Source organism: Blautia sp. Marseille-P3087 (assembly GCF_900120195.1).
In the GTDB taxonomy this organism is placed as follows: domain Bacteria; phylum Bacillota; class Clostridia; order Lachnospirales; family Lachnospiraceae; genus Blautia_A.
In genome coordinates, this window is the sequence record NZ_LT635539.1 from 3056179 (window position 1) to 3072869 (window position 16691).

General features: G+C 43.6%; 14 protein-coding genes and 1 riboswitch. Of the genes, 12 read left to right on the forward strand and 2 right to left on the reverse strand.

The annotated features are described in order from the left end of the window. Positions 1-3: 3 nt before the first annotated feature. The 5 genes from gpmI (at position 4) to BQ7344_RS14580 (ending at position 5122) form a co-directional block, all read left to right on the forward strand. Positions 4-1545, forward strand: a complete 1542-nt coding sequence (gene gpmI / locus BQ7344_RS14560; RefSeq protein ID WP_072523122.1) for a 2,3-bisphosphoglycerate-independent phosphoglycerate mutase — start codon at positions 4-6, stop codon at positions 1543-1545. Positions 1546-1799: 254 nt separating this feature from the next. After that, a complete protein-coding gene (locus tag BQ7344_RS14565; RefSeq protein WP_072523123.1) occupies positions 1800-1982 on the forward strand; it encodes a hypothetical protein in 183 nt (60 codons plus the stop codon). A 393-nt stretch (positions 1983-2375) separates the two neighbouring features. Continuing rightward, positions 2376-2783, forward strand: a complete 408-nt coding sequence (locus BQ7344_RS14570; RefSeq protein WP_072523124.1) for a hypothetical protein — start codon at positions 2376-2378, stop codon at positions 2781-2783. Positions 2784-2989: 206 nt separating this feature from the next. Further along, on the forward strand, positions 2990-4801 hold the full coding sequence (locus BQ7344_RS14575) for a L,D-transpeptidase family protein (RefSeq protein ID WP_181985304.1): 1812 nt from the start codon (positions 2990-2992) through the stop codon (positions 4799-4801). 21 nt (positions 4802-4822) lie between these two features. Beyond that, positions 4823-5122 (forward strand): DUF3784 domain-containing protein, encoded by a 300-nt coding sequence (locus BQ7344_RS14580; RefSeq protein ID WP_072523125.1) that lies wholly within the window; start codon positions 4823-4825, stop codon positions 5120-5122. 127 nt (positions 5123-5249) lie between these two features. Here the strand turns inward: BQ7344_RS14580 and BQ7344_RS14585 are convergent, their stop codons facing one another. Then, a complete protein-coding gene (locus BQ7344_RS14585) occupies positions 5250-5870 on the reverse strand; it encodes an HAD family hydrolase (protein ID WP_072523126.1) in 621 nt (206 codons plus the stop codon). A gap of 183 nt (positions 5871-6053) precedes the next feature. On the opposite strand from BQ7344_RS14585, the gene mutY reads away from it, so the two are divergent. Then, positions 6054-7112, forward strand: coding sequence for an A/G-specific adenine glycosylase (gene mutY / locus BQ7344_RS14590; RefSeq protein WP_072523127.1), 1059 nt, complete (start codon positions 6054-6056; stop codon positions 7110-7112). Beyond that, positions 7109-8122: a glycosyltransferase family 2 protein gene (locus tag BQ7344_RS14595; protein ID WP_072523128.1), complete on the forward strand. Its 1014-nt coding sequence runs from the start codon at positions 7109-7111 to the stop codon at positions 8120-8122. Before mutY ends, BQ7344_RS14595 begins: the two co-directional genes overlap by 4 nt. Before the next feature lie 56 nt (positions 8123-8178). Here the strand turns inward: BQ7344_RS14595 and BQ7344_RS14600 are convergent, their stop codons facing one another. Continuing rightward, positions 8179-9102, reverse strand: coding sequence for a diacylglycerol/lipid kinase family protein (locus tag BQ7344_RS14600; protein ID WP_072523129.1), 924 nt, complete (start codon positions 9100-9102; stop codon positions 8179-8181). Positions 9103-9277: 175 nt separating this feature from the next. On the opposite strand from BQ7344_RS14600, the gene BQ7344_RS14605 reads away from it, so the two are divergent. From BQ7344_RS14605 to BQ7344_RS14625, 5 genes are all read left to right on the forward strand, one after another. Beyond that, positions 9278-11467 carry a DNA topoisomerase III gene (locus BQ7344_RS14605; protein WP_072523130.1) on the forward strand — a complete coding sequence of 730 codons (2190 nt, stop codon included), beginning with the start codon at positions 9278-9280 and terminating at the stop codon, positions 11465-11467. A 70-nt stretch (positions 11468-11537) separates the two neighbouring features. Then, positions 11538-13241, forward strand: a complete 1704-nt coding sequence (gene ade, locus BQ7344_RS14610) for an adenine deaminase (protein WP_072523131.1) — start codon at positions 11538-11540, stop codon at positions 13239-13241. Between the two features lie 20 nt (positions 13242-13261). Further along, positions 13262-14746: an AAA family ATPase gene (locus BQ7344_RS14615; RefSeq protein ID WP_072523132.1), complete on the forward strand. Its 1485-nt coding sequence runs from the start codon at positions 13262-13264 to the stop codon at positions 14744-14746. A 135-nt stretch (positions 14747-14881) separates the two neighbouring features. Continuing rightward, a riboswitch (PreQ1 riboswitch) is annotated at positions 14882-14926 on the forward strand. A gap of 76 nt (positions 14927-15002) precedes the next feature. Further along, positions 15003-15986: a nucleoside hydrolase gene (locus BQ7344_RS14620; protein WP_072523133.1), complete on the forward strand. Its 984-nt coding sequence runs from the start codon at positions 15003-15005 to the stop codon at positions 15984-15986. Positions 15987-15999: 13 nt separating this feature from the next. Then, complete coding sequence (locus BQ7344_RS14625) at positions 16000-16626, forward strand: ECF transporter S component (protein ID WP_072523473.1); 627 nt, start codon at positions 16000-16002, stop codon at positions 16624-16626. Positions 16627-16691 lie beyond the last annotated feature (65 nt).

The following is a 16691-nucleotide window of genomic DNA, read 5'->3' on the forward strand; positions in this document are numbered from 1 at the left end:
ATTATGAGTAAAAAACCAACCGTTTTAATGATCCTGGATGGTTATGGCCTGAATGACAAACATGAGGGAAATGCAATCTACGAAGCAAAGACTCCTGTTATGGATAAATTAATGGCAGAATATCCATTTGTAAAGGGAAATGCCAGCGGACTTGCAGTTGGTCTTCCGGACGGACAGATGGGTAACTCTGAGGTAGGTCATATGAATATGGGCGCAGGCCGTATCGTATATCAGGAACTTACCAGAATCACAAAAGAGATCAACGATGGTGATTTCTTCAAGAATGAAGCACTTCTTGCAGCAATGAAGAATGCAAAAGACAATGATTCTGCTGTTCACTTCATGGGGCTTCTTTCCGATGGTGGTGTACACAGCCACAATACTCATCTCTATGCACTGCTTGAGATGGCTAAAAGAGAGGGACTTAAGAAAGTTTATGTACATTGCTTCCTTGACGGACGTGATACTCCTCCGGCATCCGGTAAAGAATTCATCGAACAGCTTGAAGCAAAGATGAAAGAAATCGGCGTTGGTGAGATCGGTGTTGTTTCCGGACGTTACTATGCAATGGACAGAGATAACCGCTGGGATCGTGTAGAACTTGCATACAAAGCACTGACAGAAGGCGAAGGTGTCAAAGGCACAGACGCAGCAGCAGCAGTTCAGGCTTCCTACGATGCTGACAAGACTGATGAATTCGTACTTCCGACTGTAATCGAAAAAGACGGCAAACCGGTTGCAACTATTCAGGACAAAGATTCCGTTGTTTTCTTCAACTTCCGTCCTGACCGTGCACGTGAGATTACCAGGGCATTCTGCGATGATGAATTCAAAGGCTTCGAGAGAGCAAAGAAACTTGACCTCACATATGTTTGCTTCACAGACTATGATGAGACGATCCAGAACAAACTGGTTGCCTTCCACAAAGTACTTCTTAAGAATACATTTGGCGAATACCTTGCAGCTCATGATATGACACAGGTTCGTATCGCTGAGACAGAGAAATATGCTCACGTTACTTTCTTCTTCAACGGTGGAGTAGAAGAGCCAAACAAAGGCGAGGACAGAATCCTTGTAAAATCTCCAAAGGTTGCTACTTATGACCTTCAGCCGGAAATGAGTGCGCCGGAAGTTTGTGACAAACTTGTAGATGCGATCAAATCTGACAAATACGATGTGATCATTATCAACTTTGCAAACCCGGATATGGTTGGCCATACCGGTGTACAGGCTGCAGCAGTAAAAGCAATCGAGACTGTTGACGGTTGTGTGGGCAAAGCAGTAGAAGCCCTCAAAGAAGTTGACGGACAGATGTTCATTTGTGCTGACCATGGTAACGCAGAGCAGCTGATCGATTATGAGACAGGCGAACCATGGACCGCTCATACAACAAACCCGGTTCCGTTCATCCTCGTAAATGCAGATCCGAAATACACCTTAAGAGAGAACGGATGCCTTGCAGACATCATTCCTACACTGATCCAGCTTATGGGAATGGAACAGCCGGCAGACATGACAGGAGAAAGTCTTCTGATTGAAAAATAAAGACTGAAACTAATCTGAATATAAGTAAATAATGAAATCCCCGGATGGTTATGGTGATTGCCAAAATTGTCCGGGGACTTTTTTACCTAATTTTAAAGCGGAAAACTGGTGAAAAGTCACAAAAAATATTCTACGATATGGAAAAGAATCGCTGTTTTTTCGTGCCTTCTTTATACTTGTACTATATATTCTGAGAAAAATAAAAGTAGTCAGAAAAAGAAGGAAGAAGGCGAATGAAACCAAAAGGACGATAAATGATGGCATGGCTGCTGACGGCAACAGTAACCCTAAGTGGCAATTCCTTTACGGTACTTGCGAATGAGATGGATGTGCAGGTACAGCAGGAAACATCAGAAAATGAAGAAGAAATTTTTGCAGCAGAAGAGGCAGAAACCGTACAGGATGAGGCAGCAGAGAAGATGAGTTTACTACAATGACAGACCTGCCGGATAATATGATTTTCTGGTCAGAAACTGCTGAGAATAACAGCGTTCTTAAAATCACTGGATTAGACATGACTACATCTGTTATGTAGAAAATAAGGATCATTGGAAAGGTGATAATGTTCCTTTTGAAGTAACAGACGTATCCATTGAAAATTCATGGGAAGAAGAGGACGAAACACCGGTCCTGATAGTTGAGCCGATGGAAGATGGCTGGAATATTCGGGCAAATAGATTAGGAACAGCAGTAGTAGAACTTGCTTATATTGATATTTCCGGCGAAGTACAGCATTATAGTTATAAGATTGATGTAAATGAAGATAAATTTACTCTGGAACTTAATCCGGATGAGAGCGTCAGACTTCATATGGAATACGATGAAACAGTATGGAAAGCTGCTATTTCCCTACATCATATAACAAAGACGAAAAATGTAGTCATCTCTGGGAAACTGTTATTGATGTCAAAGGAAACTGTGGAAAAGCAGAAAAACGTCATCAGATTTGTACTGTCTGCCAGGAGCGGAAAGCTCCTTCAGATATTCCAGCAACCGGTAAACATAAATGGAGTAAATATATTGTAACTAAAAAAGCAACCGTATTTGCACAGGGACAGGAAAACGGAGACATCAGACTTACAGCTCAGAGAAGCACAAACAGAAGAGCAGTAAAAGTAAAAGTACTTGTAACTGTAGATGCAAGGGGCAGAGTAAAAGGAATAAGAACAGGAAGTGCTGTGATTACAGTAAAAACAGGAAGGGCGGTATACAGAACTGTCATAAAAGTTACAAAATAATTGAGTATTTGAAGCGCGGGCTGCAGAAATGTATCCCGCGCTTTGAATGTCGGTGACAGAAATTTGACATTTCATAAAAAAAGAGATAATTTAAGATGCAAAAATACAGAAGTATGTTATAATGGAAACGTTACAGGAAAATCATCTTAAAATGTTAGGATTTGGATGGTTGGACGCAGGTATTGATATTCAGGAGAGTATAATAAATGAGTAACAAAGAAATTAAGGATAGATTATCTGACGGTGAAGGGGCACCGGGTGAGCGCACAGATATGGAAGAACATATTGATGCGGTTATGGACAGACTGACAGACCCACCGGACGACGATGAAGGGTTGGATGATCTGGGCGAGTATGATGATTCAAGAGAAGAATATGAAGATACAGAGCCGGATGAGGAGAATCCTGATAATGGTGAAGAATTTACTGAGGATGACGAAGAATCCATAGAAGATACAGAACCGTATGATGAGGCTGAAGAAGTGTATGAGGAGAGACCTCATCCTGCAAGACATAAATCGGCACGTCCCGGTCCGGTCGTGTATGTTCCAGTAGATGATATGGATGAACAGCCGGTACAGAAAAAGAAAGGAAGCAAAAAGAAACACAAAGGTGGGCGTATCTTTGGGCTTCTGCTTCTGATGGTGCTTGTGGTTGGTGGCTGTGCCTATGCAGGAGCAAGCTACTACTTCTCGGATCGGTTTTTTGAGGGAACATGGATCAATGGTGTGAACTGTTCACGTATGACGGCATATGAAGTAGAGAATCTGTTCAAACAGAAATTCCAGAATTATTCCATTGAGGTTTCTTCGAGAGGACTGGATCCGCAGACAATTGCAGGAGATCAGATTGATTATCAGTATCTTTCTACCGGGGAAGTGCTGAATCTTCTGAAACAGCAGAAGCCGTATGAATGGATCAAAGGCATGTATGAGCAGAAGAGCTATACTGTTTCCGAGAATACAGGATACAACAAGACCAGGCTTCAGGAACAGCTCAAATCACTGAACTGTGCACAGGCAGAGAATCAGACCGCACCGGAGAATGCATATGTGGCATTTAAGGATGGACAGTTTGTGATCGTTCCGGAGACGGAAGGTAGCAAGCTTAATATCAAACAGGCATATCAGGTATTGGATGCAGCTGTTGCGGCCGGTCAGACAAGCGTTAATTTTGCAGATACACCGGAAGCATACGTAAGTGCGGATGTTACACAGAATGATCAGGCACTGCAGTCTGCTCTGGAAGCATGCAATAACTACACGAGAGCAAGTATCACCTATACTTTTGGCGACCGTACAGAAACGCTCGATGGCAATACCATCAAAGACTGGCTGCAGTTTGACGAGAAGGGTCAGCTTGTATGGGATGACAATTCTTTCCAGCAGCATGTGGCTGATTACGTGGCACAGCTTGCAGCAACTTATGATACAGTCGGTACGGAGAGAGAATTTCAGACGACAAGCGGCAGAACTGTTTATGTATCCAGTTCCGTATACGGATGGAAGATTGACCAGAGCGCGGAGACAGCGCAGCTGAGTAAGGAGATTCAGTCCGGTACGCAGACGACGAGAGAGCCGGTCTTCTCACAGACAGCAAATGCCTACGGAGTAAATGATCTCGGTAACACTTATATCGAAGTTGATTTAAGTGAACAGCATATGTACTATTATCAGAACGGTGCAGATATTTTTGAATCTGATTTCGTTTCCGGTAATATGAGTTACGCAGATCGCCAGACACATGCCGGTATCTTTACGCTCTATTATAAGAAGAGCCCGGATGTACTCAGAGGAACAATGAAAGCGGATGGTACTTACGAGTACGAATCAAAGGTTGAATACTGGATGCCGTTTGATGGCGGAATCGGATTCCATGATGCTTCATGGAGAGATGAGTTCGGCGGCGATATTTACCTGACAGACGGTTCACACGGCTGTATCAACATGCCACCGGAAAATGCGGGTGTTCTGTATGATCTGATACAGTATGATGTGCCAATCGTATGCTTTTACTAAAACACAGGAGAAAGAATAATTATGATGGATAAATCTTTTGGCCTTATTTTGGCCGTGATAGCATTAATTGCCGGAGTCATGCTTCTGACAGGACATGGAGACATCCTGTTGAAAGGCGGCAATGCAAAGCTTCGCAAAGAAAAATATGATGAGAAAAAAATGACATGGGGATCAGGTGTTGCCCTGCTTCTGATCGGCGTTGCAACCCTTATAGACAGCTATACGACAAGTCTTGCAGCGGAGGTTGCTTATATCGTTGTACTGCTTGCAATTCTTGCATGGCTGGTATTCTATCTGAAAACCAAATGTGTTAAGAAATAATAATTACAGAAAATCTGAAAATAAATTTATACTTACACAAAAGAAGAGCATGGAAGAAATCAAAATCGAATCTTCCATGCTCTTTTCGCCTTAAGTATAAGAGTAAATAGTTTATGACGTCTTTTCATTAACAAAACAGTGTAATGAGATCCATTGGTTTACTGATCCGCATATCCGGCTCCGGAACCTCACCGAAACCATATTCCGCAAGGACAAACGGAACTCCGGCTTTGCGGCATGCCTCGAAGTCTCCCATTGTATCACCGACATAGACCGGATCCTTCAAACCATTCTGATCAGTAATCTGGCGGATGTTGGAACCTTTATCAAGACCGGTATCTCCATTACAGAGATGTCCATGGAAATATTTGGCGAATCCGGTTTTTGCAAGGAAAAGTTCGATATAACCACACTGACTGTTGCTGACGATATAAAGAGGATATTGTGCGGACAGAATCTGCAGGGCTTTTTCCAGATCCTCATAGAGAGGTGCACCGGTAATATGAAGAAGTGCATGTTCTGCCTCGCAGCAGCCATCGATCAGGCGAAGCTGTTCATTCTCCGGATATTGGGGAAAGACCAGAGCTGCAATTTCTGCCAGGGGCTTTCCGAAAAGTGTTTTGAGCTGACCAGCTGTGATGGTAAGGTCTATCTGTTCTTTTTGCCGGAGATAATCAGTCCAGGCTTTTGCAACGACATCTGTAGAGTCCCACAAAGTACCGTCTACGTCAAAAATGATACTGTCCATAGTACAAATCCTTTCGATAAATTCATCTGAAGTGTTATTTATGTTACCATGTCTGATATTCTATCTGTTATAATAAAAAAAATCAACTGTCTTTTGGCAGGATTTATGTTATACTTAAGCAGTATTGAAAAATAATCTGGCATTGTTTACAGTAACAATATTCCATCAGATCCGGAGGATTTTATGCTAAATGAGATTGTACAGCCGCTTATAAGCTGGTACAGACAAAATAAACGGATCCTTCCGTGGAGAGATCAGAAGAATGCTTATTATACTTGGGTGTCGGAGATTATGCTTCAGCAGACCAGAGTAGAAGCTGTAAAGCCGTATTTTCTCCGTTTTATCGGAGAACTCCCGGATGTGAAGGCTCTTGCAGAGTGTCCCGAAGAGAAGCTTATGAAGCTGTGGGAGGGACTTGGATATTATAATCGAGTAAGGAATATGCAGAGCGCAGCGCAGGTCGTTGTCGCAGAATACGGAGGCGTTTTGCCGGCATCTTATGATGAGCTGCTCGCCTTAAAGGGAATCGGCAGTTACACCGCAGGCGCGATCGCATCGATTGCTTATGATATTCCGGTTCCGGCAGTCGATGGAAATGTCCTTCGTGTTTTTTCGAGGATCACCGAAGACCGTCAGGATATCATGAAACAATCTGTTCGCAGTCAGGTCGAAGAGAAACTGCTGGGGATTATGCCGAAAGATGCTCCCGGAGATTTTAATCAGGCACTGATGGAACTTGGAGCAGTGGTGTGTGTACCCAACGGACCGGCGCGGTGTATGGAATGTCCGGTTGCAGCATTGTGTAAGGCGTATCATCATGGCACGGTTGATGAACTTCCGGTAAAAGCACCAAAGAAAAAGCGAACTATCGAAAACAAAACGGTTCTTGTGATTCAGGACGGAGAGTGCACTGCAATTCGCAAACGACCACAGGAGGGGCTTCTTGCAGGGCTTTATGAACTGCCGAATGTCGAAGGTCATCTGAGTATGGATGAAGCACTTCAGAAGGTAAAAGAGATGAATCTGGAGCCGCTTCATATCGAAGTACTGCCTGAGGCGAAGCATATTTTTTCTCACATTGAATGGAGAATGATTGGTTATCGTATCCATGTATCTTCACTGGAGGAACGAAAGGAAGCACCATTTATTTTTATAGAAAAGAAACAGTCTGAAAAGCAGTATGCGATACCGTCTGCTTTCCGGGCATATATAAAATACATGAAGGAGAAACCAGGAAAATGAAATTACTGAGTATTGCAATTCCCTGTTATAATTCAGAAGCATATATGGAAAAATGTATCGAGTCTCTTTTAAAGGGTGGAGAAGATGTGGAGATTCTTGTAGTAAATGACGGATCTTCCGACCGTACTGCAGAGATCGCAGATGCATATGCAGAGAAATATCCGACGATTATTAAGGCTGTCCATCAGGAAAACGGCGGACATGGAGAAGCTGTCAATGCCGGCATCCGTAATGCCACAGGCCTTTATTTCAAGGTTGTAGACAGCGATGACTGGGTAAATGAAGAAGCTTATGCAAAGATTCTGCATACACTGGGAGAACTCGTGCGTGGACCGGAGACAGTAGATATGCTGATCAGCAATTTTGTTTATGAGAAGCAGGGTGCAGCCCGCAAGAAAGTTATGCAGTACCGTCATTGCCTGCCGGTAAATGAGATTTTCGGATGGGACAGCGTGCATATGTCGAAGGGAAAATACCTTTTGATGCATTCGATTATTTACCGTACCAAACTCCTGCATGAATGCGGAATGGAGCTTCCGAAGCATACATTCTATGTGGATAATATCTTTGCATTTGAGCCGCTTCCGTTTGTGAAGAAAATGTATTATCTGGATGTGAATTTTTATCGTTACTTTATCGGAAGAGATGACCAGTCTGTAAACGAAAAGGTAATGATAAAAAGAATCGACCAACAGATCAGAGTAAATAAACTGATGACAGATATCTTCCATAATTGTCAGTTTGACAATAAATATGTGAAGAAATATATGTTGAGTTATCTGGACATCATCACGACAGTTTCTTCCATTATGCTGGTGCGTGCCGGTACACAGGAAGCCCTTGATAAGAAAAGAGAACTGCTGGATTATATCCGTGAGCAGGATCTGTGGCTTTATCACAAATTGCGTTACAGCATCCTCGGACGTGCGGCAAATCTGCCGGGAAGAGGCGGACGTAAGATGTTTGTGGCTGCGTATAAAATATGTCAGAAATTCTACGGATTTAACTAAAATCAAAATAAAACTTCTGCTGAGTGACCGGCAGAAGTTTTTTATGTAATAGGAAATTATGAGATCATGCGCACCTGCCTGGAGCCGATGGATACGGAAAAATCTTTCAGGATTCCGGCGGATTCTCCGTCTTTGTGCACCGGCAGTGCGAGATCACTGTGGATATCTATTTTTTTACAGCGGAAAATGTGGATACCATGAAAAATCGTGTGTTTTCCGAAAAATGCTGTCGGAAGACAACACAGGACTTTGGGCTTGCTTAAGCCATCGACTACGATGACATCGAGATATCCGTCAGACGGACTGGCATTGGGACAAAATTTAAATCCACCGCCTTCGTATTTCTGATTCATGACCGCAGTAAAATATACTTTGGAAAATTGCTGCACGTTGTCATCGTCCATGATAAGTGTCATAGGAGATGGTTTCAGAAAAAGAAGCTGTTTTAATGCAACAAAAAGATAGACCAGCTTTCCGAGTCCGATACGGTTAAGAACTTTTTTCATCGGTGTGACACTGACTTCATGGCATACTCCGGCATCGAAGCCGATTCCGCAGCTTATCGCAAAGTGGCTGCTTCCCGTACTGCAGGTGAGTATCGGAACATCCATCGGATGAGGCCGGCAGTCGGAAAGAATCAGATTAAGTGCCTCGGTGGGTTCTGTCGGAAGTTTCATTCCGCGGCAGAAATCATTTCCGGATCCGGTAGGGATATAGCCGAAAGTAATATATGACAGATCGTGTACGCCGCTTAATACTTCCTGAATCGTGCCGTCTCCTCCGACTGCAATGAGGGTTACCGGGTTTTCCGGGGCAGCATCGGAAGTAATGGACTCAGACAGAAGAACGGCATGTCCTCTGTATTCTGTAAAAAATATTTTATATTCAACATTTCGCTCATTTAAGATGCCTTCGAGTCCTTTCCAGATCAGGGCACCTTTTCCAGAGCGGGAATTAGGATTTACGATAAAATAATACATAATTTCCTCCCTTACGTTCCTGTTTATCATAGCATGACCGACAGAAATTTACAAATATTTCAGCTATTTATTATCATTGAAAGGAAGAGTAGTTATCTTCCTTTTTTTGTTAGGATATGTTATACTCACATCAAAGAAAATTCAGAAAATATCAACTTGAGAAAGAGGAACATCTATGAAGTCATTGGTAATTGCAGAGAAACCATCTGTAGCACGGGATATTGCGAGAGTTCTCCACTGTAACCAGAAGGGAAACGGAATTCTGGAAGGGAAAGAATACGTGGTGACATGGGCACTTGGACATCTTGTGACGCTTGCAGATCCTGAAGAATATGATAAGAAATATGTGAAATGGGATATGGAGACTCTGCCGATGATGCCGGAGAAGATGAAACTCGTGGTCATCCGTCAGACCTCCAAACAATATCAGGCAGTTAAAGCTCAACTGTTTCGAAAGGATATCGGGGATATCATCATTGCTACAGATGCTGGCAGAGAAGGAGAGCTTGTGGCGCGCTGGATTCTGGATAAATCCGGATGCCGCAAACCGATCCGTCGTCTCTGGATCTCCTCTGTGACAGATAAGGCGATCCGTGATGGGTTCCATAATCTGAAAGACGGCAGAGAATATGATAATCTTTATCGCGCAGCGGTAGCCAGAGCAGAAGCTGACTGGCTGGTTGGTATCAATGGCACGAGAGCGCTGACATGCAGGCACAATGCCCAGCTTTCCTGCGGAAGAGTGCAGACACCGACACTGGCGATTATTGCAAGAAGAGAAGCGGAGATCCGTAAATTCCAGCCGGAAGAATATTATGGTGTTACCCTGCAGGCGGGTGGCATACAGTGGACATGGAAAGATACCAGAAGCGGCAGTTACCGTACATTCCAGAAAGACTGTGCAGAAGACATACGCAAAAATATTTCAGACGGTGTACTGGAAATCACCTCTGTAGCAAAGAAACCGAAGAAAACATATGCACCAGGTCTGTATGATCTGACGACGCTTCAGAGAGAGGCAAATCAGAAATACGGATTTTCCGCAAAAGAAACTCTGAATATTATGCAGCGGCTTTATGAAAATCATAAGGTACTTACATATCCGCGAACGGATTCACGTTATATCGGAAAGGATGTTGTACCGACGATTAAAGAACGTCTGAAAGCCTGTGGAACAGGCCCGTACAGAAAGCTTGCCGGAGTACTGATCAGCAAACCGATTCAGACAAACGGAAGCTTTGTGGATGATAAAAAGGTCAGTGACCATCATGCAATCATTCCGACGGAACAGTTTGTACAGCTCGATCATATGACGAACGAAGAACGCAAAATATATGATATGGTCGTGCGTCGGTTCTTGAGTGTGCTTTATCCTGCATTTGAATATGAGCAGACTTCTCTTGAAGCAAAGGCAGCAGGACAGACTTTTGCAGCAAATGGAAAAACAGTTATAAGTGCCGGATGGAAAGCTGTCTATGAGGAGGGCATGCAGGAAGAAGATACGGAGGACAATGCACTGAAAGATCAGAAACTTCCTGTGTTCCGTCAAGGAGAAAAAATCCATATAGACAGTGTAAGGCTCACTAACGGCAAGACAAAACCACCGGCACATTTTACCGAGGCAACACTTCTTGCTGCGATGGAAAATCCGGTAAAATATATGTCGACGAAAGACTCACAGGCGGCAAAGACGCTGGGAGAGACCGGCGGACTTGGCACTGTTGCCACAAGAGCCGATATCATTGAGAAACTATTTCACACATTCCTTATGGAAAAACGTGGAAATGAGATTTATCTGACATCGAAGGCAAAACAGCTTCTGGAACTGGTACCGGAAGACTTGAAGAAACCGGAGCTGACAGCAGACTGGGAAAAGAAACTTTCTGATATTTCAAAGGGAAAGCTGAAGCAAAAAGTATTTCTTGACGGAATCCGGGAATATACAGAAGAAATTGTTGGTGAGATAAAGACAGGAACAGGTACATTCCGTCACGACAATCTGACAAATAAAATCTGTCCGAACTGTGGAAAACGTCTTCTTGCAGTAAATGGTAAAAACAGTAAGATGCTGGTATGCCAGGACAGAGAATGTGGATACAGAGAGACTATTTCCCGTACGACCAATGCGCGCTGTCCGAAGTGCCACAAACGTATGGAGATGCTGGTCAAAGGGAAAGAAGAAACTTTCGTATGTGCATGTGGCTATAAAGAAAAGCTTTCTTCCTTCCAGGCAAGACGTGCAAAAGAAGGCGCAGGCGTAAATAAAAGAGACGTGCAGAAATATTTGAAAAAGCAGCAAAAAGAGGCGGCAGAGCCGGTAAATAATGCATTTGCACAGGCGCTGGCAGGCATTAAGCTGGATTGAGAAATCAGGTGCATAAAGCACTGGCAGAATTTAAAAACAAGGTAAAACAGAATAAAAGGAGAGTGGGCTTATGAAGTTACAGAAGTATCAAAAATGTTCAGAAGTTACCCGTGGACTGGAAAAAGCAGAACTTGTACTGAAAAATGCCCGTATTGTGAATGTTTTTACCAGAGAGATCCTGAAAGGGGACATTGCGATAGAAGAGGGTCTGATTTCAGGAATCGGAAGTTACGAAGGAAAACGAGAAATTGATCTGGAAGGCAGGTACGTCTGTCCGGGACTGATCGACAGTCATCTGCATCTGGAATCAACTCTTGTGACACCGGCAGAGCTTGTAACAGTGGCTGCCCGCCATGGGACAACGACGTTTATTGTGGATCCGCATGAATCTGCAAATGTGTCCGGTTTAAAGGGCATTGATTATATCCTGAATCAGACAGAAGATGTAGAGGCAAATGTATTTGTGATGATGCCGTCGTGTGTACCGGCAACTGCAATTGACGACAATGGATGTACCATTACTGCATCGGATATGGTGCCGTATCTTAGCAACAGAAGGATACTGGGTCTGGGAGAAGTAATGGACTATATATCTGTAGTGAATGCTGATGAAGCCATGCACAGCAAACTGGATCTGTTCAGAGAAAGAGTGAGAGACGGGCATGCACCGTTTCTGGCTGAAGCGGATTTGCAGGCTTATGTGATGGCTGGAATCACGACAGATCATGAGTGTTCGGATTTTGATTATGCAATGCAGGAGCGGCGCTGTGGAATGACGGTACATATCCGTGAAGGCAGTGCGGCAAGAAACCTCAAGGCAATTGTATCCGGCATTGTCAGGCATCAGATGAACGGAGAAGGCTTCTGCTTCTGTACCGATGATAAACATATCGAAGATATTGAAAAAGAAGGACATATCGATCATAATGTACGTAAGGCAATAAAGCTCGGCATGGATCCGATCGATGCTATTTGCATGGCCACGATCAATTCTGCGAAATGCTATGGACTCAGAAGACTTGGTGCAGTTGCAACAGGATATCAGGCGGATCTTCTGGTTCTGGATGATATTGAAAATATGACAATTCATGATGTCTATTATAACGGACAGAGAATCGATCAGGACAGCGAGATTACGATAAGAGAATGTCCGGTCGAATTAAAAAATACAGTTCATGTCGGAAACTTTACAGTAGATGATCTGACACTGGAATCACCAGACGGAAGTTTTTATGTAATTGAAATGCAGGAAGGTGAGATTACAACTGTCCGTAAAAGAGTACAGCTATTTGACGGACCGGGTGTGTTCCGGGCAGATGAGGATTATCAGAAAATTGCGGTGATCGAGCGTCACAAAGCAACCGGTAAAACGGGAGTGGGTATTGTAAGTGGCTTTGGAATCCGCGGCGGAGCGATTGCGTCCAGTGTTTCACATGATTCTCACAACATTATCGTGATAGGTGACAATGATCAGGATATGGCACTTGCAGTACAGGAACTGATCCGTACGCAGGGAGGCTATACGCTTATTGCAGACCATAAGGTTTTTGATACACTGGAATTACCGGTGATGGGACTGATGAGTGATGCCGGTTTCCGGTATAGTCACATCAAACTGAAAAGAATGATTGAAAAAGCCCATGAAATGGGTGTACCGGATGGAATCGCACCATTTATCACACTGTCATTTATGGCGCTTCCGGTCATTCCGGAGATTCGTATTACACCGCGAGGCATCTATGATGTATGTACAGGTGAATTTTATAAATACTAAAAGAGGAGTAACAGTTTATTATGCCAGTATTTGATTTCAGCAATACAAAAACAGAGAAAAAAGATCCGGAATGTACTTATACGACGTTCCAGTCCAATGAAAAAGTACCTTCAGCAGAAAAACCGATTCTGGTTATTGAGAACAGAAACCGTCAGTGGAAACATCATTCCTGTGGTGTATTTTCCAACCCAAACCAGAAATCATCCTTCGAGTTTAAAGAGGATGATGGCGTGTTTCCGGCAGATATCTTAAAGATTGATGCACGTTTTGTGAGCCTTGTAAAATGGCTTGGCGAAAATCATATCAGTGTACGATTATCGGGACAGAATAATGAAGGGGGTTATGCGGTTTATAAGATTCGTGAGACAGCATTTGGAGGCGGAACGAAGCTTTCAGCAGAGGATGGATTCCTGCAGTTTATGATCGAACGACTTCTTGCAAGTAATGCACCGACGGAACTTCCGGAAAACGATGAGGAAGATGAAGATGGTGACGATATGAAACTCACCAGTATACAGAGTATTACGGACTTTATGACCTGTGCCGGAAGAACCATGCCGGACAACATCCGCCTCTGGGCAAGAAGAAACCTTGCAGTGGCACGCTCTCATGAAGTTTCGCAGGAAGAGCGGAGACATGCACAGAGAGCTCTGTCCATTATGATGAATATTCAGTGGAAAAACAATTATTTCGAATCCATTGATCCGGTAGAGGCACGCCGCATTCTCGACGAAGAACTCTATGGAATGGAAAAAGTAAAACAGAGAATCATTGAGACGATCATCCAGATCAACCGTACACACACCCTTCCGGCATATGGTCTGCTTCTCGTAGGACCGGCAGGTACCGGTAAGTCCCAGATCGCCTATGCTGTGGCACGTATTCTGAAACTTCCATGGACAACACTTGACATGAGTTCTATCAACGATCCAGAGCAGCTGACAGGAAGTTCCCGTGTTTATGCAAATGCAAAGCCGGGTATCATCATGGAAGCTTTTTCTATGGCGGGTGAGTCAAATCTGGTATTTATCATCAATGAGCTTGACAAGGCGACGAATGGTAAAGGAAACGGCAACCCGGCCGATGTCCTTCTGACGCTTCTTGACAATCTCGGATTTACAGACAACTATATGGAATGTATGGTTCCGACCGTCGGTGTATATCCGATCGCCACAGCAAATGACAAGGCACAGATCAGTGCGCCGTTAATGTCCCGTTTTGCGGTTATTGAACTTCCGGATTACACAGCAGAAGAAAAGAAAGTGATTTTTTCGAAATTTGCTCTTCCGAAAGTCCTGAAACGAATGAGCCTGAAAGCGGAAGAGTGTGTGGTGGCATCGGACGGTCTGGATGCAGTCATTGAGCAGTTTGCCGATACGACCGGTATCCGTGATCTTGAACAGGCGGCTGAGCACATTGCAGCAAATGCACTGTATCAGATTGAAGTCAATCATGTATCTTCTGTAACATTTGATGCAGAGATGGTAAAGAAACTGTTTGAATAAGAATAAACGCTGTTACTGTTCACAGGATACTATCTGTGAACAGTAACTAAATGCCCGGAATGCAGGATTGTTTTACAAAATAGACTTGCATTTCGGGAATTCTTTTGTTATACTACAGAAAGTTTCATAGAAATTAAATAACTGGTTCGAAACCCTCCCAGTATAAAAAACTAGGTCATTTAGGTATCTTCCGATCGTTGATACCTTTTCTGTGGAGGATTTTTACATAGAAAAGGGAAAGGTTGGAAGTTTTTTTATGCGTAAAATTATTATAGACTGTGATCCGGGGATCGATGACGCACTTGCCATCATGCTTGCGGTCAATTCTCCGGAGCTGGAGATTGTGGCGATTACGACTGTATCAGGAAATGTACCTTCTGATATGGGAGCAGTCAATGCAAAAAAAGTCCTCAAACAGTTAAACAGACTGGATATTCCGGTCTATATCGGAGAAGATGCACCACTTCGGGAAGAATATATCGATGCACGTGATACACATGGAATGGACGGACTTGGGGAAAGTTTTCTCCCGGAAGTTTCCAGCGGGTGTGAAAAGCAGAGTGCGGTGGATTTTCTGACAGAGATTCTGGAAAAAGAAAAGATCTCGATCATTGCTCTTGGTCCGATGACAAATCTTGCAAAAGTATTTTCGAAGAAGCCACACCTTATCCGAAATGTGGAAGAACTGGTGTCTATGGGAGGCAATTTCAGAAGTCACGGAAACTGTTCACCGGTGGCGGAGTACAATTACTGGTGTGACCCGGATGCGGCTGCCATTGTATATGATCTTTTTGAAAAAGAAGGCAATATCATTCATATGATCGGTTTGGATGTCACCAGAGAAATCGTGCTGACACCGAATCGTCTGGAATATATGTGCCGCCTCGACAAAGAAAATGGTGAGTTCATCCGCAAGATCACAGGATTTTATATGGATTTTCACTGGGATCAGGAAGGCATCATCGGATGCGTGATCAATGATCCACTTGCAGTGGCATATTTCATTGACAGGTCAATGTGTAGTGGATTTGACAGCTTTACAGCCGTTGCAACCGATGGTATCTGTCGTGGACAGACGGTAGTAGACTCTATGGATTTCTGGAAAAAAGAACCGAACAGTCATATTCTTACAGAGACGGATCCGGAGAAGTTTTTCCGCTTCTTTATGGTACGTGTGCTTAAGAAAGAAGATGGCAGCAAATGGAACGACGAGGACTTAAAACTTCTGCATGAACTGTGAAAGGGGAAGAAAAATGAGCGCAAACATGGAAGCGAACAACGTAAATAACACAAAGAAAAATACTGCCGGCAGCAAGATCAATGCCTATCAGATCTGTCTGGTAGCGCTGGCAGTCGGAATTAATATTGCCGGAGGACAGATCGCACTTCTTCTGAAACTTCCGGTTTATCTGGATAGCATTGGTACGATTCTGACCGGTGCACTTCTGGGACCATGGTTTGGAATGCTTCCAAATCTGATCAGCGGAATCTTCATGGGAATGACAGTCGATATTTATTCCCTGTATTTTGCGCCGGTAGGAATGATCACCGGTATTATGAGTGGTCTTGTATTTCGCAAACTGTCCGTAAAGAGAGTAAAAGTGCTGGCGGCAGCTGCAATGATCACTGTCCCGGGAACAGTGGTAAGTTCTGTAATCAACGCAGTGCTGTTTGGTGGAGTTACTTCTTCCGGATCTTCAATTCTGGTGCAGCTTCTTTCACATACACCACTTGGCCTGACCGGAAGCATTTTTGTAGTTCAGTTCCTGACCGATTATCTCGATCGCTGCATCGCAGTTTTTGTAGTCAGTGTATTTGTGACCATGCTTGGTGGAGAAATGAAGCAGAGACTGACAGGAAGTGTGAATAACAGAGCGTAAAAATTATAAAATAAGAGCTGTCGTACCTGACGAGATTATGATCTCGCGGTGGTACGCAGCTCTTT